Origin of the sequence: Microcoleus sp. PH2017_34_RAT_O_A, assembly GCF_020737885.1 — a bacterium.
Lineage (GTDB): Bacteria > Cyanobacteriota > Cyanobacteriia > Cyanobacteriales > Microcoleaceae > Microcoleus.
Window position 1 is genome coordinate 60615 of the sequence record NZ_JAEQDD010000019.1, and the last position, 19170, is coordinate 79784.

20 protein-coding genes are annotated in these 19170 nt (G+C 43.0%); 8 read left to right on the top strand and 12 right to left on the bottom strand.

Features of this window, described 5'->3' with window-relative positions:
- Positions 1–65 precede the first annotated feature (65 nt).
- From JGK11_RS09295 to JGK11_RS09305, 3 genes are read right to left on the bottom strand one after another with little or no spacing between them, the layout of a single operon-like run.
- Complete coding sequence (locus JGK11_RS09295) at positions 66–404, bottom strand: XisI protein (protein ID WP_293182604.1); 339 nt, start codon at positions 402–404, stop codon at positions 66–68.
- Complete coding sequence (locus JGK11_RS09300; RefSeq protein ID WP_293182606.1) at positions 392–808, bottom strand: XisH family protein; 417 nt, start codon at positions 806–808, stop codon at positions 392–394. Before JGK11_RS09300 ends, JGK11_RS09295 begins: the two co-directional genes overlap by 13 nt.
- Positions 809–810: 2 nt before the next feature.
- Positions 811–1362 carry a cupin domain-containing protein gene (locus tag JGK11_RS09305; RefSeq protein WP_293182608.1) on the bottom strand — a complete coding sequence of 184 codons (552 nt, stop codon included), beginning with the start codon at positions 1360–1362 and terminating at the stop codon, positions 811–813.
- A gap of 227 nt (positions 1363–1589) precedes the next feature.
- On the opposite strand from JGK11_RS09305, the gene JGK11_RS09310 reads away from it, so the two are divergent.
- The 3 genes from JGK11_RS09310 (at position 1590) to JGK11_RS09320 (ending at position 4358) form a co-directional block, all read left to right on the top strand.
- Positions 1590–2555 carry a M48 family metallopeptidase gene (locus JGK11_RS09310; RefSeq protein WP_293205026.1) on the top strand — a complete coding sequence of 322 codons (966 nt, stop codon included), beginning with the start codon at positions 1590–1592 and terminating at the stop codon, positions 2553–2555.
- 299 nt (positions 2556–2854) lie between these two features.
- Positions 2855–3259, top strand: coding sequence for a DUF4359 domain-containing protein (locus JGK11_RS09315; RefSeq protein ID WP_293190418.1), 405 nt, complete (start codon positions 2855–2857; stop codon positions 3257–3259).
- 541 nt (positions 3260–3800) lie between these two features.
- Complete coding sequence (locus tag JGK11_RS09320; protein WP_293182612.1) at positions 3801–4358, top strand: TerD family protein; 558 nt, start codon at positions 3801–3803, stop codon at positions 4356–4358.
- Between the two features lie 103 nt (positions 4359–4461).
- Here JGK11_RS09320 and hpsP read toward each other — a convergent pair whose 3' ends face one another.
- Positions 4462–5694 (bottom strand): hormogonium polysaccharide biosynthesis glycosyltransferase HpsP, encoded by a 1233-nt coding sequence (gene hpsP, locus JGK11_RS09325; RefSeq protein ID WP_293211356.1) that lies wholly within the window; start codon positions 5692–5694, stop codon positions 4462–4464.
- Positions 5695–5793: 99 nt separating this feature from the next.
- On the opposite strand from hpsP, the gene JGK11_RS09330 reads away from it, so the two are divergent.
- From JGK11_RS09330 to JGK11_RS09340, 3 genes are all read left to right on the top strand, one after another.
- Positions 5794–7080, top strand: coding sequence for an ATP-binding protein (locus JGK11_RS09330; RefSeq protein WP_293182616.1), 1287 nt, complete (start codon positions 5794–5796; stop codon positions 7078–7080).
- Positions 7073–7705: an RloB family protein gene (locus JGK11_RS09335; RefSeq protein ID WP_293182618.1), complete on the top strand. Its 633-nt coding sequence runs from the start codon at positions 7073–7075 to the stop codon at positions 7703–7705. Before JGK11_RS09330 ends, JGK11_RS09335 begins: the two co-directional genes overlap by 8 nt.
- 205 nt (positions 7706–7910) lie before the next feature.
- Positions 7911–8543 (top strand): DUF3455 domain-containing protein, encoded by a 633-nt coding sequence (locus JGK11_RS09340; RefSeq protein WP_293182620.1) that lies wholly within the window; start codon positions 7911–7913, stop codon positions 8541–8543.
- Positions 8544–8688: 145 nt separating this feature from the next.
- Here the strand turns inward: JGK11_RS09340 and hpsO are convergent, their stop codons facing one another.
- From hpsO to rsmD, 5 genes are all read right to left on the bottom strand, one after another.
- A complete protein-coding gene (gene hpsO / locus JGK11_RS09345) occupies positions 8689–9858 on the bottom strand; it encodes a hormogonium polysaccharide biosynthesis glycosyltransferase HpsO (RefSeq protein WP_293205030.1) in 1170 nt (389 codons plus the stop codon).
- A gap of 92 nt (positions 9859–9950) precedes the next feature.
- A complete protein-coding gene (hpsN, locus tag JGK11_RS09350; RefSeq protein ID WP_293211358.1) occupies positions 9951–10925 on the bottom strand; it encodes a hormogonium polysaccharide biosynthesis glycosyltransferase HpsN in 975 nt (324 codons plus the stop codon).
- Between the two features lie 18 nt (positions 10926–10943).
- A complete protein-coding gene (locus JGK11_RS09355) occupies positions 10944–12641 on the bottom strand; it encodes a glycosyltransferase family 39 protein (protein ID WP_293211360.1) in 1698 nt (565 codons plus the stop codon).
- A gap of 368 nt (positions 12642–13009) precedes the next feature.
- Positions 13010–14470, bottom strand: coding sequence for a phosphoglucosamine mutase (gene glmM / locus JGK11_RS09360; RefSeq protein WP_293182640.1), 1461 nt, complete (start codon positions 14468–14470; stop codon positions 13010–13012).
- A gap of 406 nt (positions 14471–14876) precedes the next feature.
- Positions 14877–15419, bottom strand: a complete 543-nt coding sequence (rsmD, locus tag JGK11_RS09365; RefSeq protein ID WP_293182628.1) for a 16S rRNA (guanine(966)-N(2))-methyltransferase RsmD — start codon at positions 15417–15419, stop codon at positions 14877–14879.
- On the opposite strand from rsmD, the gene JGK11_RS09370 reads away from it, so the two are divergent.
- Positions 15390–15527: a hypothetical protein gene (locus JGK11_RS09370; RefSeq protein WP_293211362.1), complete on the top strand. Its 138-nt coding sequence runs from the start codon at positions 15390–15392 to the stop codon at positions 15525–15527. The genes rsmD and JGK11_RS09370 overlap by 30 nt on opposite strands.
- Before the next feature lie 166 nt (positions 15528–15693).
- Here the strand turns inward: JGK11_RS09370 and JGK11_RS09375 are convergent, their stop codons facing one another.
- The 3 genes from JGK11_RS09375 to JGK11_RS09385 form a co-directional block, all read right to left on the bottom strand.
- Positions 15694–15837: a hypothetical protein gene (locus JGK11_RS09375; RefSeq protein ID WP_293182630.1), complete on the bottom strand. Its 144-nt coding sequence runs from the start codon at positions 15835–15837 to the stop codon at positions 15694–15696.
- A 105-nt stretch (positions 15838–15942) separates the two neighbouring features.
- Positions 15943–16389, bottom strand: coding sequence for a hypothetical protein (locus JGK11_RS09380; protein ID WP_293211364.1), 447 nt, complete (start codon positions 16387–16389; stop codon positions 15943–15945).
- A 316-nt stretch (positions 16390–16705) separates the two neighbouring features.
- Entirely contained in the window at positions 16706–17167 is a 462-nt protein-coding gene (locus JGK11_RS09385; RefSeq protein ID WP_293182636.1) for a CHAP domain-containing protein, read from the bottom strand.
- Between the two features lie 349 nt (positions 17168–17516).
- Between JGK11_RS09385 and JGK11_RS09390 the strand changes: the two genes are divergently transcribed.
- Positions 17517–18839, top strand: a complete 1323-nt coding sequence (locus tag JGK11_RS09390) for an NB-ARC domain-containing protein (protein WP_293211366.1) — start codon at positions 17517–17519, stop codon at positions 18837–18839.
- Positions 18840–19170 lie beyond the last annotated feature (331 nt).

A 19170-nucleotide genomic window follows, 5' to 3' on the forward strand; every position in this document is an offset into this window, starting at 1 on the left:
CCACAAAGATTAAATTTCTTGTGGAACAGGCATCTTCCCTGTTGCTGTTGATGTAACATCTCAGATCAACCAACTGCAAATTCGGTGTATTGTCGGACATGAGGTGCATGATAGGCTAGCACAATTTCCTGGGATGGGACGCCTCGTGCTATTAATTGATTGGCGATCGCCTCTTCAGTTCCGTCATGCTGTACCCAAATTTTCCCATCTTTAATGTCTACATGAATTATGCAGCCATAAATTCGAGTGTTACTATCTTTCCAACCCACATGAACCAGTTGATAGCGATCGCTGACTAAATCGAAAATTGTCTCGCTGGAAACTGGATCGTGAGGCGATCGCCTCTGAGATCGTTCAGTTAGCAATTCCTGAATATATTGACGATACAAACTTACTTTATCCATTCAGAAATCTCCTGTTTTTCGGTGTCGTAAACTAAAAGTGGAATTTGATTGCGTTCAATTACCGTTTGAATAAATGAGTATTTGAAAAATTTTCTGTGAATACCTAATGGAATTGCCAGGTAAAGAGTTCTCTCTGGATCGTCAAATTCTAATGCAATCCGATAGTTGATAAATTGTCCCACTGCGGTATGAAACTCTGAAATCGTCGATGGTGCCAAAAACGTTTTGATTTCAATCGCAATTTTTTCATTATCCTTTGTAGCTGCTAATAACTGTTCTGCACCCAGATCGATATAAAAATCAACAAATCCGAGATCGATATGATAAGGGTCATCGGTAATTGTCCAACCCTGATTTTCGAGGGCAGTTTTGACGAGTTCGTGAAACTTATCTTTAGCTGGCATATTTAAACAGTAGCTAATTGCGATCGAATTTGAGTATCCGTATATTCCGGTGTCCAACCGACCGTGGTGGTAAAATAGCGCACAGCTTTAACTTTCCGGGCTGCTGTCAAATAAAACCAGTGTTCCGTATTCGCTGGTACGTTGATAAATTCTTCGGGCTGTACAGTCACTTCTACTTGACTACCGTCGGGACGCACAAAACCGAAAATTCCTTCTCCTGCTACAATGTAGCGGACTTCATCGTCAGCGTGAATGTGACACTTGTCGAATTTGGAGAGCAGAGTGTCGAGGCTTGGAATGTCTGGGTGTAGTACAATTAAGTCGCGGGATTGATAGCCTGCGCTTTCCTTGAGTTGCTGAAAGTAGCCGTCGAGGGCTTGTAGCACTTGCTCTTTTTGATTGTCGTCGATCGCATCGAGAGCCAGCAATTCCCGAATTTCTGGGTTGTCACCCACCGGCCAACTATTGAGTTGAATGTTCAAAGGAGCAAGTTCGCGGGTAATATCGCTCAGTTGAGTATAGGTTCTACCGTTTTCGAGTCGCAGGATAGCCATTTTTGCACGTTCCTATTTTTGATTAACAGACACAGCGAAAGACGCTTGTCGATCGCGCCTGTACAATAAAAACAATTTTAACTCACATTTTGCAGCATTCTCAGGCAAGATGCCTGTTCCACAAGAGTTGAAGATTTATCGCGATAAGATTGATAAGTCAGGCGCCCGGTAGCAACCGCTGCGATCGGCAACACTGAGATATTTTAGATGTAACTTTTGCAACAACTATGCCTACTTATACTGGAATTTCTAGCGAAGCTTTTCAGCATCCCCTCGATCGCCAAGCCGAGACCGCATTACGCAGCGTACCTGGATTTGACTTAATTGCCAGCAAATTTGTAGAATTTGTCTACGAACGACCGCAATTCGTTTACCTAATGGGAAATAGCATACAAGTCGGCCCGCGCCAATATGCCAGCATTTATCATATATTTCGGGAGTGCGTGCAGGATTTAGATATTTTTCCAGAACCGGGTTTGTTTGTGTCTCAGAATCCCGCTGTTAACAGCTATGCCCTCGGGAAAAATCAACCCTATATAGTTTTAAACACTGGTCTTTTAGATTTGCTGGATGAGTCAGAAATCAAAGTAGTCCTGGCTCACGAGTTGGGACACATCAAATGCGGGCATCCAACTTTAAATCAAATGGCGATGTGGGCGATGAGCATCGCATCAACAATTGGCGAGATGACTTTTGGGCTGGGAAATATTGTCGGAAGTGGTTTAATTTTCGCTTTTTATGAGTGGCGGCGGAAGGCTGAATTATCGGCAGATAGAGCAGCTTTGTTGGTGACGGATGATTTGAACAATGTGATGAAGACGATGATGAAACTTGCGGGAGTTAGCAGTAAATATGCAGATCAATGCAGTTTGCAAGAATTTATCCGCCAGTCTGACAACTATCAAGAACTCGATCGCGACAATCTCAACCAAGTGTATAAATTTTTACTTTACAACGGTGGCCAAGGCGTGATGCTGAGTCACCCTTTCCCGGTGGAAAGGCTGCGGTATTTGCGAGATTGGGCGGCTTCCGAGGAATACCGGCAAATTAAGCTGGGTAACTACAAGCGGGCTGTAGCTGAGGGTGCGGTTGATGTGAAGTCCCAAACATCTAACAGCGAGACGGAGGCTTTGCGCCGTCAGATTGAGGAGTTGCAGCGGGAGATCGATCAACAAAAATCTAAGCAAAAATAAGTTGAGGATGTGCCGCAAGTACCTTGCGGCTGTCATTAGCGCCTTCAACCACTGTTTGCGTAAGTCTTTGAAAATTTACCGGATTTGGGGGAGGGAGGAAAGTAAAAGGAAGACAGGCTGCGGATCTCCCATCCCGCTACCTCGGAATTATATTAGAGTGCGATCGTCCCCAAAAGCCATAGCCTGCATTTGCAACTTCCCTCCAATCTACAAACTGTCCTCTTTTTTCTGAAATCTGTTTCTCAGAAGGTGTAGTTTAAATCTAGATAAGCTTATAACTCAATCGGGGCAAGAAAAAAATGATTATTGATAAAGCAATGAATACTCACAAACCAACTTCTAATTTTTTCGGGAATATCGGAAAAATTGCGATCGCCCTCAGCGTGCTAGTCGCCGGAATGGCCTTTACAAATCCTCCGAGAGATAAATACCTAACTTATGCTTCCGGCGTGCTCGAAACCGAGTTTAAAAACACCGTGCGTAATGATTCCCGCGTACCCAAAGCTTTGAGTGGCGTTGCAGAGACTTTCCTGACTTCCCAGCGCGGCTCGATCGAACACTTGCTCGACAATACAACGGAACGTCAGAACTTTGGCGTTGTCAGCATTTACACAACTCAACTAGGTAAAAAAAGCTATCAAACGGTTGGAGCTTTTGGCAATTTCGTTACCCTCCCACCTAGTTCGGCAAATGCTGAAAAGTAATGTCAAATTAAGTTAAATTATAGAAACCGGGCTTGCGATCGAACCCGGTTTTTACTTACTAGAAATAATTGGTTTAAGGCCGGAACCTTTGTAGGGAGAAATTAAAATTAGACTATTAGACCTATTGCAAAAAACAATCTATTCTATAATTAATAGTTAGCATTTTATTATGCTAGTTTTAGCAGCAGGTACGTAGTTGCGCTTCAGCGCTCTTTCCGAGATCCAAAAAGAGCGCTTTCATCGCAACTACGTACCTAAATTTAATAGACATCTTGCCAAAAAGATATCTGCGATCATTAAAGATTTATAGCAATCCTAAATGATTGATGAAGATTGGTAGCGGTAGTGGATGGTGCGTGCCTACCACCTATCTATCGGGGCAACCTGGATCTTTAAGAGCAACTACAAAAAATATCCAAATGATGGGAAGACTACTATATTATAAAAATATTAAGTTTTATTAAACACGAAAAGTTCTCGTCCCACTTACTATTAAAATAAATAAGATAAATTTTTATGTTTGACAAATAAGCAGATGGCTATGCAATTAAGTAAGGGTGAGAGATTTAATCTCTCTCAAGAAGCACCGGATTTAAAAAAAATGGCGATCGCCCTCGGTTGGCAGGTAACGGAGGCAGGACAAAGCTATGACATTGATGTCTCTGCATTTATGCTAGGTTCGGACGGCAAATTACCTGACGATAATTTTTTTATCTTTTACAATAATCTGCAATCCTCTGACGGTTCGGTACTGCAATCGATTCCTGAAAACAACCCAGCTAAAGAAAATAAGACTATTTACGGCATTATCTTAGAAAAAGTTAATCCTGAAATTGTGGAAATAACTTTTGTTGTGACTATTCACGAAGCAGATAAAATCAATGCAAGTTTTAGGAATATCAGAAATAGTTTCATCAAAATTGTCAATTTGGATACCGGAATCGAACTTGTCCGGTATGAATTAACAGAGAGTTTTACACTAGAAACGGCTCTAGAATTTGGTCGTTTGTATAGAAAGAATGGAGAGTGGAGATTTCAGGCGGTAGGAGCAGGATATCAAGCTGGATTAAAGAGTTTTGTTGACAAGTATTGTAGGTGAAATAGCAATAACATTACTGCAAAGCAGCGATGAAAAAATATCGCCGACAGATTCTGATAGCAGCACAAAAACTCGCCGCCGGAGAAGAAGTAAAAGGTAAATTTTAGTCGGATTCGTTAATAGATGACAAAATGTGCTGGTAAGCTTCGATGGTTTTTCGGGCGATCGCCTCCCAGTTATAATATTTTTTAGCATAAGCTTGCCCGTTAAAGCCCCTGCGCTGCCTTTCCTGTGGTGCGAGGAGGGCTGATTCGATCGCACGGGCGATCGCCCCTACCTCCAGAGGCACCACCCACCCAGCCTCCGCTTGCTGAATGTCATCCCAGATATAAACGCGATCGGAAATAACCACAGGTACACCCGCAGCCATCGCTTCTGCTACGGCAATACCAAAGTTTTCGTAATAAGAAGGCAACACAAATAAGTCAGCTTTTCTCAACATCTCAGCTTTTGAATCACCGCTAACAAAACCCGTTATTGTAGTAAATCTTTCTAAAATTGATTTTTTTATTTTGACTTTAATTTTGGCTTCGTAATCGGCATCTTGGGGATTAGAACCTGCTAAAATAAAGTTAAATTTTAGACCATCTTCTAAAATACTTTCCAGTGCCGTAATTAGCAATTCTAATCCTTTTTTAGGTTCGATTCGCGACATAAATAAGATGATTGGTATTTCCGAATCAGGCAATATTTCAGGGTAAGCATCTGCCGTCACCCCCAATGGAATTATCAAATCTTTTGGAACAGACATCTTGCCTGTGCTATCTAATAGTAAACAATCTTGTGGCACAGGCATCTTGCCTGTGCTATCCAAACCAAACCTTTCTGAAATTTTAGCTTCTTGCTTGCTAGTGAAATGAATTGCTGCCGCACCTGCTAAATTAGGTCGTTCTAAAAGTGTAGCATAAACCTGTTTTAAAAGCTTTTTCTTCTGCAAATCTGCGGGGTCAAGCATACCGCAGGGCCGGATAATATACGGTAACTTGTGCCCTCTGGCAATTGTCGCAGCGAAAGAAGTTACTGGCGAGAACAAAGCGTGAATGTGAGCGAGGTCAAATTGCCGCGCATTTTGATTTAACCACTGCAATAAACTCAGAGAAAACTTATATCTGCGAAACGGAGAACAGCGGAAATAAATAATCTCATAGCCGTTTTGTTTGATTGGTAGATTTAACGGCACATCTAAAGGATCTTGACCGATATCTCCGTTAGAATCTGTAGTGATAATTGTGACATCAATGCCTTGGGAAGCGAGGGCGGCAGAAAGTCCTAGTACCATTTGACTCGGGCCACCGTAGACGAGGGAAATTGAGGGGATAATTTGAAGGATTCGCATGATTAGCCCTTGGTCTTAATTGCGGTAGCTGGTTGTGTTATTATATAAAAAATTGCAAGATTTGCACTTTATACTAATTTAGGCGATCGGAGGCAAGTTATGCTGATTGGATTCAGCGTCGGCAACTACAAATCTTTTAAAGAAACTGTCACACTCAGCATGGTAGCTTCGTCAATTACGGAGGACGATCGAGAGCTTGACGAAAATAATGTATTTGAAATCAATCATAGATTAAAATTGCTAAAAAGTGCTGCTATTTATGGAGCAAATGCCAGCGGCAAAAGCAATCTTGTTGCTGCTGTTAACTTTATGAAGTGGTTTGTCCTTAACTCATCCAAAGAAACGCAAGTTTCAGAGGCGATCGATATTGAAGCATTCAGGCTAAGCACAGAGACAGAAAAAGAGCCATCATTCTTTGAAATAGTTTTCTTGCTAGAAGGCAAAAATTTTAGATATGGTTTTGAGATTAATTCTGAACAGGTTGTTGCTGAGTGGTTGTTTCAAAGTGATGAAGATTCAGAAACAATGCTTTTTGAACGGGATTTTGACAGCTTTATATTAGATGATTTCCCGGAAGGGCAAGGTATTAGCGATAAAACTAGAAATAATGCTTTATTTCTTTCTGTTGTTGCACAATTTAATGGTAAACTTTCTGGCAAAATCCTGCTGTGGTTCAGTAAAACTTTGCAATTGATATCAGGCTTGCAAGATAGGCAATACCGCAAGGAAACTTTAGAGTCTTTTGAGAACGATCGCCACAGGCATGATATTATTGAATTCATTAAAAAATTAGACTTGGGTATTGCTGATATCCAAATCACAAATCAACCTGTATTTATTATTTCCAATAATACAGCATTATATGGTAATTCCTACGGTAGTTTATATCCTATTTCTGAAAGCAAACCAGCCGTGAAAACAGTTCATCGGAAATATGATGCTGACGGTAAGCAGACTGCTATAGAAATATTCGATATTGAAAAGCATGAGTCTGAGGGAACAAACAAATTGTTTGCATTAGCAGGGCTGCTTCTCGATACTTTGAGGACAGGAAAGATTTTATTCATAGATGAACTTGATGCCCGACTACATCCGTTGATTACTCGTGAATTAATCTGCTTATTCAATTCTAACGAGACTAATCCCCACAACGCACAGCTTATATTCACGACACATGACACAAATCTGCTTAGCAGCAAGACTTTTCGCCGAGATCAAATATGGTTTACCGAGAAAGACAATAAGGGCGCTACTGATTTGTACTCTTTAGTAGAGTATAAAGTAGGAAAAAATGCCTCATTTGAACACGATTACATCATCGGAAAGTATGGTGCTATCCCTTTTGTTGGTAATTTCAAAGAACTTCTAGGTGAACTCTATGCCTAAAAAAAGTTCGTCCAGAAGAACTATTGATTACTCTAAAAGAAAAGTTAAAAATAGAAGATGGTTTTTAATCGTGTGCGAAGGTGAAAAAACAGAACCCAACTATTTTAGAAGTTTCGCGGTAGACACAAAGGTAATCAAGCTTGATATCAAGGGAGAAGGGAAAAACACGAGGAGTTTAGTAGAAAAAGCTATTGAGTTAAAAAATGACTCAGAATACGACGAAAGCGATCGATTTTGGTGTGTCTTCGATCGCGATATTAACGGTAAAAATTCTAACGACGCGCAAAATTTTAATGCAGCTATGACTCTTGCAAAAAATAACGGCATTAAAGTAGCGTACTCCAATGATGCTTTTGAACTTTGGTATTTACTACACTTCCATTTTTATAATACTGGAATTTCTCGCAAGGATTATCAAAATATGTTGACGAAGTTGCTCGGATACGAGTATCAGAAAAACAGTGAAACGATTTATGAGGAACTGAAAAACAAACAACAGGATGCGATCAAACACGCAAAACGGCTTTTAATGGAATACGATCGCCCTAATCCTGAAAGTGATAATCCTTCAACAACAGTGCATCTGCTAGTGGAAGAACTTAATAGTTTTATTCCTAAGAGTTGATGAATTTTGACACGATATACCTTAAATATACTTGGTATTAGCACAATTTGACTTCTTCCCATGAGTCTGTGTATCCCATACGCGAGATAAAATTTATCTGATCGGGCTAACCCAATGGTGTTGTGATACGATCGAGCAAGATTAATCATGCAGAATACCAAAAATGACTGTTCATTTTTAAGTAACTTTAGGAGTTGAATCAAAAATGGCTAAACAATCTCTCTCATTTATGCCGATCGCAATTTCGATGTTAGCCGCCATTAGTTATCCGACAACCAATGCAGCCGCTACCGCCGAAGTATCGCCATTACAGCCAACAGCATCAGCCATAACCGTCGCACAGAAGCCCACTCCCAGCGACACGAATAAAAAGCTTCCTGACGTGCCGGCAAAGCTACAAGTGCCTGCTGGTAATGCTTTAATCTCCGAAGTGTCAGCCAAAGGCGTGCAAATTTACGTGTGTCAACCCAAAACTGGCGATCGCACTCAATTTGAATGGACATTAAAAGCACCGGAAGCTGATTTATTTAATGCAAGTGGCGCATTAGTTGGCAAACATTACGGTGGCCCAACTTGGGAGTATACTAAAGACAAGAGTAAAGTCGTTGGCGAAGTAAAAGAACGTGTAGATTCGCCCGATCGCACTACCATTCCTTGGGTGCTACTAAGTGCAAAAAGCAATGAAGGTAACGGCTTATTTAGCAAAGTTACCTATATCCAGCGCGTCAATACTAAAGGTGGCAAAGCCCCAGCTACCGGATGCGATTCTTCAAAACAAAATAGCACTACCCGCGTGGATTACACAGCAGATTACTACTTCTTTGCTGCCAATAAGTAATACGCTTGTTAAAAGGTTTTGCGGCAAAAGAAGCGTTTGGTTTATTTGCACGAATCCTTGAATAACCCAGGTGCGTCGCTATGAGATTGTTGATATGTAGTTAGGAATTTTTCATGGCGACACACCCTACGACTTCTATCTTCTGCTACAAAAGTTGTTTGTAAAAGTCCAATAACTGCTCAGCTAAGGCTTGATTTGTATAACTTGTCATAACTTTATGATAACCCCGATCGCCCAAATCAACAGCAAAATCCCGCGCTTCCATCAATTGCTGCAAACAATCGCGCAAAATCCCTGCATTTCCCTCTGGGAAGACTAACCCCGCATCGCCGATAACGTGGGGAATTTCGCCGCAATCGGAACCGATAACCGGGATTTTACAAGCCATCGCTTCAATTAAAACATGACCGAATTGTTCTTTCCAGCCCACGGTAGTCAAAGTTTTGAATTTATAGCTGGTTTGCGAGGGCAATACCAAACAGTTCATTAAGTTAATGTAAGGTGGAATTTCTTCATGGGAAACGCTTTCTACCCAGATTATTCGATCGCTGATGCCCCATTCTCTACATTTTTCTTCCAAGTGCGATCGCAATTTTCCTTGTCCTACTAACAACCACTTCCAAGAAAGTTGTTTCAATCCTGCTAATGCTTCAGCTAAAGTTAGCAGTCCTTTTTCTTCGACAAATCGCCCTACAAATCCTACCACAAAATCTGTTGGTTTAATGCCAAATTTTCTAGATAACTCAATATCTTTAGCAGCAGGCACAAACAATTTTTCATCTACTCCAAGTTGGGGCATTACTGCCATTGCACCTGTGTAGCCCCGCTGGTGCAAAATTTTAGAGCCATCTAAATTGCCGGCAATAATTCCGTCGGTATTCTGAAGATTGCAATTTTCTAATAGGGAAATAGGCCATTTCAATTCATAGGATAGATTCCACCAGGTAAATAATATATTTTTGGCTTGGAGTTTGAGTAATTTATTGAGTATAATTAATTGGCTGTAGGCTAGGGATTTTGAACCTTGTTCGACTTGGATAATCTGCGGTTTGAATTCGTGTAAAAGTCTAATTATATCTGTACCAAATGTTAGCAAGCCTTGATTGTTTTGACTAAAATTGGAGATGGGAACTATTTTAAATGAGTCTTCTTGATAAAATTCGGTTTCGATGATTTTATTTTGTACGCCTCCGGGTTTCCAGCGTCGTGGCACTACAATTGTTACTTCAATATCGGGTTCTAGGTTGGCTAATATTTTGAATTTTTCCCGATTTATGTCAACTATATAGGTGTGGCTGGCAACGAGGATTCTCATTTATTGGGAATGGGGAATGGGGCATTGGGAATGGGGCATTGGGAATGGGGCATTGGGCATCGGGCATCGGGCATTGCGAATTAATTCATAAATTATTTAGGGTTGATTTTGTCTTGATTTGTGTAAATTTGTCCGTCATTCCAGAGCGATTTGATGAGTGTTATGAGGGCACTGATAAAACCGAGGATATAAAAAGCAAATCTAGTGATAATTTTTAGGGGCGATCGGCTTTTATGACAAGGTGGATGCCCCAAAACGTGGCAGTCAAAGAGTTTGGCAAAAAATCGCAGGCATTGAAAGACGGTTAAATTTTTCAATCCCATCAGGAAGTGGTTGTGATAAAATGTGGTTTGATATTCGATCGATCGCGTGCTGACATCGTGACATCCGCCGCTTTCTTCCCCCAAGTGAACTAAACAAGCACTGGGATCGTACCAAATTTTCATGCCAGTCGATCGCAATCTCAAACAAAAATCCGACTCCTCCCGCACCGCACTCCCTGCAAACCGCTCGTCAAACGTCAAATCCCACTCGGCAAAAACCTGACGGCGAAACGACATATTGCAGCCTCTAGCCGAGAGTACCTGCTGCGGTTTGACTGTATGCACCAAATCGATAAAATACCAAGCAATGCCCGGATCCATGGCTTCTGGGGGCAAAAAGTCGATCGCCAAATCGCCTCCAGAATTACCCAGTTTCATTCTGTCAAAAACCCTGCCCGCCACACATCCCACATCCGGTTTTGCTAAATAATTATCAGCATGAGCGGCTAAAAAACCATCCGGCAATTGTACATCATCATCAATAAATAAAATAATCTCTCCCACAGCGCGCCGCACAGCATAATTTCGAGCTCCCGGTAAACTCGCCCAATCTACCGGAAACCACCGAATTTTCCCCGCAGTTGCCAATTCCTCTAAATAAACTTGAGTTTCCGATTCGTGAGTGCGAGTTTGATCGATTACCAGCACTTCAAAATTCGGGTAATTTTGCCGAATCGCGTCAGCCAATGTCTCTCGCAGGGGTTGCTCGCGGTTGTAGGTAGGTATCACAACAGAAATCATCATTCGCAGTTGCCACTTTAATTATTTCTCTAAACGCCAAAGCCACACATCGCCCGGTGGGTAAATTGGTGTAATTTTATATTTTTGCACTTGTTCTAATTCAAATCGCAATAGCTCGGTGCTTCTGTAGAGAAATACATCGCTAAAACCATCAGGAATTTTAACTTGCTCGGGTTTCACTGCTAGCAAAAGCTCTACTTGCGGCTTCAGCAAATAGCTGACAGACAGTATTTTTCCGGTGAGGTTGTTGCCTCCGTGACAAATCACTAAAGGTTTTTGGGCTTGATTGACAATCGCCGCTACTGCGGGATTGTATTTAGTGCTAGAAGGATACTTGTTCCACCAAAGTTGTGACTGTGAGCTGACGGCACAAGAAACTATTTCACTCGATATTAGGGCTATTAAACCGAGCTGCCAGAGTTTTTGTCGTGGATTGTTGGCGGTGGTAATTTTAGCGCTAAAGAGGTAGGCAACAGCTAGCTGGATTCCTAAAAGATAGGGAACTAGATAGCGATCGGCAATGCCTCCCACTGCTATCAATACTATCGCTGTAATTCCGATCGCTGTCAAGACCAACAGCCAAACTCGTTTGGGAGTTGAGTAGCAAAGCAAGTAGATTGAATGTGCGATCGCTAATATTAATATAACTGCTACAATCAGTCTGATTGAATCAGTAGTATTGCTCGAACCTAATTTGATGATTCCACCCGCCCAATGGGTGTCAATAAAAGTTCTACAGGTGATAATAATCAAAGGTTTAAGTGAAGATAGGGCCGAAAGAGAAAGATGGGGTAAACCTACTGTTGCAGCGATTCTGGGCGAGTTATCAACTAATACGAAAATCCAAGGAGCGAAAATGAGTGTTGCTGCCGCTGAAGCTAGTAAATAAGCAATTAATGTTTGGCGAACACGCCAATTTTCAGTGATAATTACGTAGATACCGTGGGCTAATATTACTATAAAAAATAATAAACTACAATACAGTCCTACAGTTAGGGCGATCGCATAAATCAACCAAACGCCTTTGCTCAATTTCGATGTAGATTTAAATGTAGATTTAAATGTAGATTTAAATGTGGCGGTAGATTTTTGTAGGGCGATCCTCTTCGTTGGCGCAGCCCCCGTAGGGGCGGGCTTCGCTAACGCCCGCAGCAGAATGGCATTCGACAGCAAGACGAGGACAGCAAACATCATGTACGGCCTTGCCTCTTGCGCGTACAAGACGTGAAAAGGCGACACAGCCATGATTGTCACAGCCATCCATCCCGCACGTGCAGAGCGAAATAATTCCCAGCACAGCCAATAAACGCTCGGAAAAATCAACAAACTCATCCAAGCTGAAAGACTTCTGACAGTTGCCACTTCCGGGCCGAACCACTGCACCCAAAATCGGGCTAAAATAAAATATAGCGGCGGTATTTGAGGTTCTTCTGTAGCTAAACCTTTAACTGTATCCAACCAACTTTTTTCGGGATTTATCTGCTGGTATTTCCGCTGCAAATCTTGAACGGTAATTGTTTTTCCTTGAAAATCTTGCTGTACCATTTCCGTCCAGGTGTAGCCAGAAATTCGCAGCGAGGTGATAGATTCGTCGAAGGAGTAGACTTTGCGATCGAGGTTTGTAAATCTAAAAAATATCCCCGTTATTAATATGACGACAATTAAAATTTTTAACCAAGTTTGGTGTAACCGCCCATTTTTAATTGATTTGCTGTTCATAAAATCAGAAATGGGGAATTGAAGAAAGAAGAAGTTAGTTGTTTAGTCTATAAGTAATAAGGATGAGGGAATAAGCATGAGAAAGTGGTTTCAATATCCCCTATATTTTACTAGAGGATTCTTGCCATTGGTGTCAACTCAATCTCAAGCTTAGTCTTAGCCTAATGTCGATCGCCGAGAGCTAGATCCCCCCTCACCCTCCGTAGGTACGTTGTTGGGCTTTAGCCCTCTTTAGGCGTATATCTAAAGAGGGCTAAAGCCCAACAACGTACCTAGAGAGATACACAGGATTTCAGACTCAAGTTGACACTTCCCTCTTCCTTCTTCCTTCTTCCAACTGTCAACTGTCAACTGTCAACTGTCAACTGTTAGATAGCGATGTGTTGCTGAACGGCTAAGACTAAATTTTCAGTCCAGAAGTTAGCTAAGTCGGCGCTGGCAGCTTCTACCATAACTCTGATTAGCGGTTCAGTGCCAGAAGCGCGAACCAAAATCCGTCCCTGTTCTCCCATTGCAGTTTTAGCGCGATCGATCGCCTTTTGCATGGGTTCGCACTCGTGCCATCTTAAGCGTTTTTCGCGATCGTCCACCCGCACATTTACCAACAACTGCGGATATGTTTGGAAACTGTCACTTACCAATTGTGACAAAGATTCCCCTGACTCACGCACCAGCGAAGCTATATGCAAAGCTGTCAACAAACCATCGCCACTAATACCGAAATGCGGACAAAGAATGTGCCCCGACTGTTCGCCGCCCAACATCGCACCCGTGCGCTGCATTTCAGCGTGAACGTGCTGATCTCCGACGTTTGTTCTAGTTAGTTTGCCCCCCAATTCTTCCCAAGCTCGCTCGAAGCCCAGGTTAGCCATTACAGTAGAAATAATTAAATTATCCGGTAACTGTTCGGAGGCGCGCAATTGCTGGCCCCACAGATAAAGAATGTAATCGCCGTCAATCGATCGCCCTTTGTTGTCAACACCCAAAACTCGATCGGCATCACCGTCAAAAGCAAATCCCAAATCAGCCTGGTGTTCCAAAACCGCCGCTTGCAAACTGTCGAGATGAGTAGAACCGCAGTTAACATTAATGCGAGATCCATCAGGAGAATTGTGCAAACAGATCACATCCGCCCCCATTTGCTCAAACACCGCCGGCGCCAAACCAGCAGCAGCCCCCCAAGCCAAATCCAAAACCACCCGCATTCCCCGCAAATTCATCTGTTGCAGCGAATCTGAGAGAGAATCAGCATAATCTTTAATCAACTCCGGGCGGTGGTAGTGATGCCCCAAAGCCAAGCTAGCAACCGCAACCTTAGCCCCTCGGATTCCCGCTTCGATTTGTTCCTGCAAATGCTGAGACAGCTTTGACCCGTTGGGGCCGAAAAACTTAATCCCATTGTCTTCTGGGGGATTGTGGCTAGCCGAAATCATCACTCCGCCCACAGACTGCGAAATGCTTGCCAGATAAGCAACGCAGGGAGTGGGACACAAGCCCAAATTCCACACTTCCAAACCGGCGGCTGTCAAACCAGCCGACAGTGACATTGCCAGCATATCGCTGGAATTTCTGCTGTCTTGTCCCAAAATCACAGGGCCCTGGTTGGGGGCATTTTGGCGTAGAACTTGCCCAGCCCAGAATCCAACTTGCAGCGCTAGGGGTGCAGTCAGCAATTCTCCAACTTTCCCGCGAATTCCGTCGGTGCCGAAAAGTTTTGTATTTGGTAGGGAGAGGGTATTTCCCAGCAAAATCGTATCGCGTTTGACTGGTTGTACCGAGTTAGTAGCCGAAAACTCGCTGCCGCGATGGCGCGAAGGTGTCTGAACCATATTCACTCCTTTAGGAATATTCACACTCACACTTTGCAGTTCATGTTACAACTGAAAGATCTTTTTTTCAGCGTAAAGTTAATTTATTTCGAGGATTTCTCAGGAAACTTGCTTTGACAAGCTACGGAGCAAGTTTAACTTCTTCAGAAAAATTTGTATGGTATCTAAGGGAAAAACTTTTATGGGGCGCGCCAAGAGGATCGTGGCGATCGCTCTTGGGGACGCTTCCACACGGATTTGAGACGATCCTGATGCCCTTTGAGTCTGTCAATCGATTTTAGATTTTAGATTTTAGATTTTAGATTTTAGAGGCGACCCCACGGATAAATTCGGGGGAAGAGAGGATTTTCGATTTTCGATTTGGGGGATAAATCACGTGGCGGGTACCACCTGTGAAATTCGCTTGTCAGCAACTGCGGGTATAGAAGGTTAATGCTGTGTTGCCATATACTTTTTGGCGGCAAATTTCTAGGCCGGGTATCGGTTGGGTCGATCGCTCCGGGCTGTGTTCGATCGCGATTTCGCCATCAGGTGCTAGCATTTCTTGGCTGGCGATCGCGTTCAACACAGGTTCGTACAAGTCGCTGGCGTAGGGCGGATCGAAATAAATGCGATCGAATTGCTGTGGTGATAGTGAGGCTAATTTGGCGATCGCATTTCCCCGCAGAATTTGGAACGTTTGCGAAGAGTCTGCTACTTGCTCCCAATTTTCGCGGATAATCGCACAAGCATTTGCCGACTGTTCGATGCCGGTGACACTCAAAGCCCCGCGACACAAGGCTTCTGCACCCATCGAACCGCTGCCGGTACAGATATCGAGCCATTTGCAATCTGCGATCGACCCTTGCCAAATATTAAATAAAGCCTCTCTCACTCGCGCCAGAGTCGGGCGAGTTGCCAGTCCCGGCAGAGTTTTTATTTGGCGGTTTCCGTAGATTCTGATACTCATAAGAAGAAGGAAGAAGGAAGAAGGAAGAAGGAAGAAGGAAGAAGGAAGAAGGAAGAAGGAAGAAGGAATAAAGTATTTGTAGGGTGCGTCGCCATTAAAAATCCCTAAATTCAATGAACAATCTCATAGCGACGCACCTTACACTTCGGGCTAGTGGAAACAAACTACCAACTCGGTTAGTACCACTAATTTTTATAAATTATATTATAATTTGACCAAAAATGGAATTTGGAGCCGACAAAGCAGCTCCATTCTTTTGGGAAAATCGTATCATTTAAAACCCAGACTTAACAGTATTTTCTGCTTGATTAGATTCAGGTACTGGTGTCTGGGCTTGTTTGACACATAATACAGCATTGCTGACTACCAGTGATACTAACACCACTTTAACAGGAAACGAAACAGGAGGAGTATTCATAAATTTATAATTGGTAATTAGTAATTAGTAATTGGTAATTGGTAATTGGTAATTGATTCCGAAGTTTGGGCAACCACCGGGGATTGCCCTAGGGAATAACAACTATCAAAAGTTGTTGATAATCATCGGTTGGGTTTGTCGCGCCGGAGGAGATGCCGGTACAGGAGCAGGATAAGGTTGTGGATAAACCGGATAACCTGGTTGCGGATATCCAGGTGCAGGTGGATATGTTGGTTGTTGATAAATTGGCTGTTGATTGGGTTGTCCGGGATATTGAGGTACAACATTAGGTTGTCCGGGATATTGAGGTGCAGCATTTCCGGGAAAACTTTCAGGAGAACCAGCAGTTCCTTGGGGAAATTGCTGTTGATTTTCTGGGAGATTTTGAGGATAAGATGGAATTCCCAAGATGCCTTCAACAGCGCGGCGGAGAATTGGTCTCAGGGGAATTGCTAAACTCATTTCGGCGCTTGAGCCGATCGCCATTACAGACAGCGTTCCGACAATAGCTAGTTTTCCGAATCCTTTTTGCAGTTGGTGTTGAGCAATCATGGTTTGTCTTCCTTGTCAAGTGATTTTAGATTTTGGATTTTAGATTTTAGATTGAATTCATAGATGAGTATGGGTATTCAACTAAAATCTAAAAGTTAAAGTGTTGGTGAATAGATAGATGCAGCCGAGAACTAAGGCATGGGGCGAGAATTGGGTGCGTTGCCGTATTGATTCCGGTTTTTTTGTTTGTGGTTGTTTGTGGCTGCTTGCTTAACTGTTGATACTTTCCCACAAGCCAAAAGCAAGGGCTACGGAAGAATCGGGAGTTAAGCAAGGAGTTAAGAATCTCGATAAATACCGAAACTTAGGATTTATTTCATCGCACCCAAAACGAGACATCGCGGCGGCCGTTAACAGAAGTTCCAAACTGGGTAACGTTGACATTGTTGCAGTTGAATTCCCCGAACAAACCGCGATTTCCTTGGTTGCTACCTCGAACGGCGATTGTCCCGTTACCGTTAACTCTTTCAACTACTCCAATGTGTCCGTGAGTGCGATCGGCACCGGGGAATGAAGACTGCATAACAACGACTGCACCGGGTTGAGGCCCAACTTGACGGAAGCCGTTACGTTGCAACACTGAACCGTAATCTTTGGCACTCCAAACATAGGGAGGACGCAGTTGAAAACGATTGTTTGCGTAGTGTACGCACTGGCAAAATTGCGCGGCTGCGGCTGGTTTGATATTGGATAAACTCGCAGTTACGACTGTGCTGGCGGCGGCGAAAGCAGTTAACAAAGCTAGGGAGATTTTGGAGGAAGAAGTAAATAATTTCATGGTTGATTCCTTGTTTGTTTGCGGTTGTTTGCTTAACTGTTGATACTTTCGCAGAAGCGCCAAAGGATTTCTCGCCAGAAACGGGACTTAAACAAGGAGTTAAGGATGGGTCGAAATATTTTTGTCAAGCCTTTGCTCGGAAAGGGTTTCAGGCGTTATAAAATTTAAAGAGGGCGAGAAAGTTAACTCCGGCTTCTCCTGAGTCGATCGCAAATTCCGATTAATTCCGGCGTACACCCCATCTCTCGCGAGGTTTTCCCTCGCCAACCGCCGTCTCAAGCGGAGTGCGCGTGCTAACAGAGAGCCCGATTTAAAATCTAAAATCTAAAATCTAAAATCTAAAATCCAAATGAATGTACCCAAAGCAAGGCGCGATCGCGGCAGAATACTTACAGACAAAGGATGGAAGAAAATCTGGGACGCGATTTATCTCAAATTTACCGATCGCCCCAGCTTGCAAACCATCTCTGAACAAACCGATCCTGGACTTAATCGAAATTCTCCGTCTTTCGTCTCGACGGATACGGTGTCTAATATATTGAACCGGCGAGCCCCCGCTGACACAGCCAAAATGGAGAGTTTGTTTGCAGCTTTTGGACTGCGACTCGAATCTGACGATCGCACTTCCGGGGATATTTCCGGTAATCTCGCGCCCGCGCCCACTCCTCAAACCCCGCAAAATTGCAGCGAATTGCCGGATATTTCGGGGTTTTTCGGTCGCCGGGAAGAACTGGGTTTCTTGAAAAACTGGATTTCGGGCGATCGCTGTCGGTTAGTTGCGATCTTCGGGATGGGCGGAATTGGTAAAACTGCACTTTGCGCGCAATTAGCCAAGCAAATTCAAAACGAGTTTGATTTTGTCATCTGGCGGAGTTTGTCGAATCAGCCGAGTTGTCAAGATTTGGCGATCGGCTTAATTCAATTTATCTGCGACTGTCAGGGCAAAAAATTGCCAGAAAACCTCAGTGACGGCATTTCCGTTCTGATTGAATATTTGCAAGCGCACCGCTGTTTAATCGTGCTTGACGGCGTGGAAACGATCTTAGATACGGGCGGTTTTGCTGGCAAATATCGATCGGGCTACGAAGATTACGAAAGGCTGTTCAGACAAATAGGAGAATCCAACCATCAAAGCTGTTTATTGCTTACCAGTTCGGAAAAATCTAGAGACATAGCTATGTTGGAAGGTCAAACTCGTCCCGTTCGATCTTATAAACTCACAGGTTTAGACAATATGGCCGCGCGGGAAATTCTGACAGAAAGAGGCTTAATTCAAGAAAAACAATGGGACGAATTAATTGACTGTTATGCCGCTCATCCTTTAGCCCTGAGGATTGTTTCAGCAATGATTTTAGAGTTATTTAATGGTAAAAGTTCAGAGTTTATCAGAGAAAATACCGTATTTTTAGGTCAAATTAACCATATTTTATCGCAGCAATTTCAGCGACTTTCGGTATTAGAAAAAGATGTAATCAAGCAGTTGGCTACGGCGGGAGCACCAATGGATCTAGCTCAATTGCGCCGCGGACTTTCTGAACCGGTTAAAACATCGAATTTGATGGAAGCGCTGGAATCTCTGGGATGGCGATCGCTAATTGAGAAAATCACAGTCAGCGGCAATGTCGCTTTCACGTTACAGCCGGTGGTGAGGAAATATGCGATCGAGCGATAGGTATTAGCTGGTACGATATGCTGCGAGATCGTAATTTTAGGATTGGGATAGCGATCGCAAATCATTAAGGATTGCTATACACCTTTTGAAAAAAAGCAGGTATGTAGTTGCGCTTAAGCGCTCTTTCCGCAAGTCTTAAAATTAATTCAGGTATGAGGTATGTAGTTGCGCTTAAGCGCTCTTTCGGCAAGTCTTAAAATTAATTGAGGTATGAGGTACGTAGTTGCGCTTAAGCGCTCTTCCCGCAAATATTAAAATTAATTGAGGTATGAGGTATGTAGTTGCGCTTCAGCGCTCTTCCCGCAAATATTAAAATTAATTGAGGTATGAG

Excerpts from the sequence above, each read along its gene's own strand:
- hpsN (WP_293211358.1), bottom strand. The coding sequence starts at position 10,925 with ATGATGATTTCTGTTGTGATACCTACCTACAACCGCGAGCAACCCCTG.
- glmM (WP_293182640.1), bottom strand. The coding sequence starts at position 14,470 with ATGGTTCAGACACCTTCGCGCCATCGCGGCAGCGAGTTTTCGGCTACT.
- hpsO (WP_293205030.1), bottom strand. The coding sequence starts at position 9,858 with ATGAGAATCCTCGTTGCCAGCCACACCTATATAGTTGACATAAATCGG.
- JGK11_RS09335 (WP_293182618.1), top strand. The coding sequence starts at position 7,073 with ATGCCTAAAAAAAGTTCGTCCAGAAGAACTATTGATTACTCTAAAAGA.
- JGK11_RS09355 (WP_293211360.1), bottom strand. The coding sequence starts at position 12,641 with ATGAACAGCAAATCAATTAAAAATGGGCGGTTACACCAAACTTGGTTA.
- JGK11_RS09305 (WP_293182608.1), bottom strand. The coding sequence starts at position 1,362 with ATGGCTATCCTGCGACTCGAAAACGGTAGAACCTATACTCAACTGAGC.
- JGK11_RS09375 (WP_293182630.1), bottom strand. The coding sequence starts at position 15,837 with ATGAATACTCCTCCTGTTTCGTTTCCTGTTAAAGTGGTGTTAGTATCA.
- JGK11_RS09340 (WP_293182620.1), top strand. The coding sequence starts at position 7,911 with ATGGCTAAACAATCTCTCTCATTTATGCCGATCGCAATTTCGATGTTA.
- JGK11_RS09320 (WP_293182612.1), top strand. The coding sequence starts at position 3,801 with ATGCAATTAAGTAAGGGTGAGAGATTTAATCTCTCTCAAGAAGCACCG.
- JGK11_RS09380 (WP_293211364.1), bottom strand. The coding sequence starts at position 16,389 with ATGATTGCTCAACACCAACTGCAAAAAGGATTCGGAAAACTAGCTATT.
- JGK11_RS09315 (WP_293190418.1), top strand. The coding sequence starts at position 2,855 with ATGATTATTGATAAAGCAATGAATACTCACAAACCAACTTCTAATTTT.
- hpsP (WP_293211356.1), bottom strand. The coding sequence starts at position 5,694 with ATGCGAATCCTTCAAATTATCCCCTCAATTTCCCTCGTCTACGGTGGC.
- JGK11_RS09330 (WP_293182616.1), top strand. The coding sequence starts at position 5,794 with ATGCTGATTGGATTCAGCGTCGGCAACTACAAATCTTTTAAAGAAACT.
- JGK11_RS09310 (WP_293205026.1), top strand. The coding sequence starts at position 1,590 with ATGCCTACTTATACTGGAATTTCTAGCGAAGCTTTTCAGCATCCCCTC.
- JGK11_RS09295 (WP_293182604.1), bottom strand. The coding sequence starts at position 404 with ATGGATAAAGTAAGTTTGTATCGTCAATATATTCAGGAATTGCTAACT.
- rsmD (WP_293182628.1), bottom strand. The coding sequence starts at position 15,419 with ATGAGTATCAGAATCTACGGAAACCGCCAAATAAAAACTCTGCCGGGA.
- JGK11_RS09390 (WP_293211366.1), top strand. The coding sequence starts at position 17,517 with ATGAATGTACCCAAAGCAAGGCGCGATCGCGGCAGAATACTTACAGAC.
- JGK11_RS09300 (WP_293182606.1), bottom strand. The coding sequence starts at position 808 with ATGCCAGCTAAAGATAAGTTTCACGAACTCGTCAAAACTGCCCTCGAA.
- JGK11_RS09385 (WP_293182636.1), bottom strand. The coding sequence starts at position 17,167 with ATGAAATTATTTACTTCTTCCTCCAAAATCTCCCTAGCTTTGTTAACT.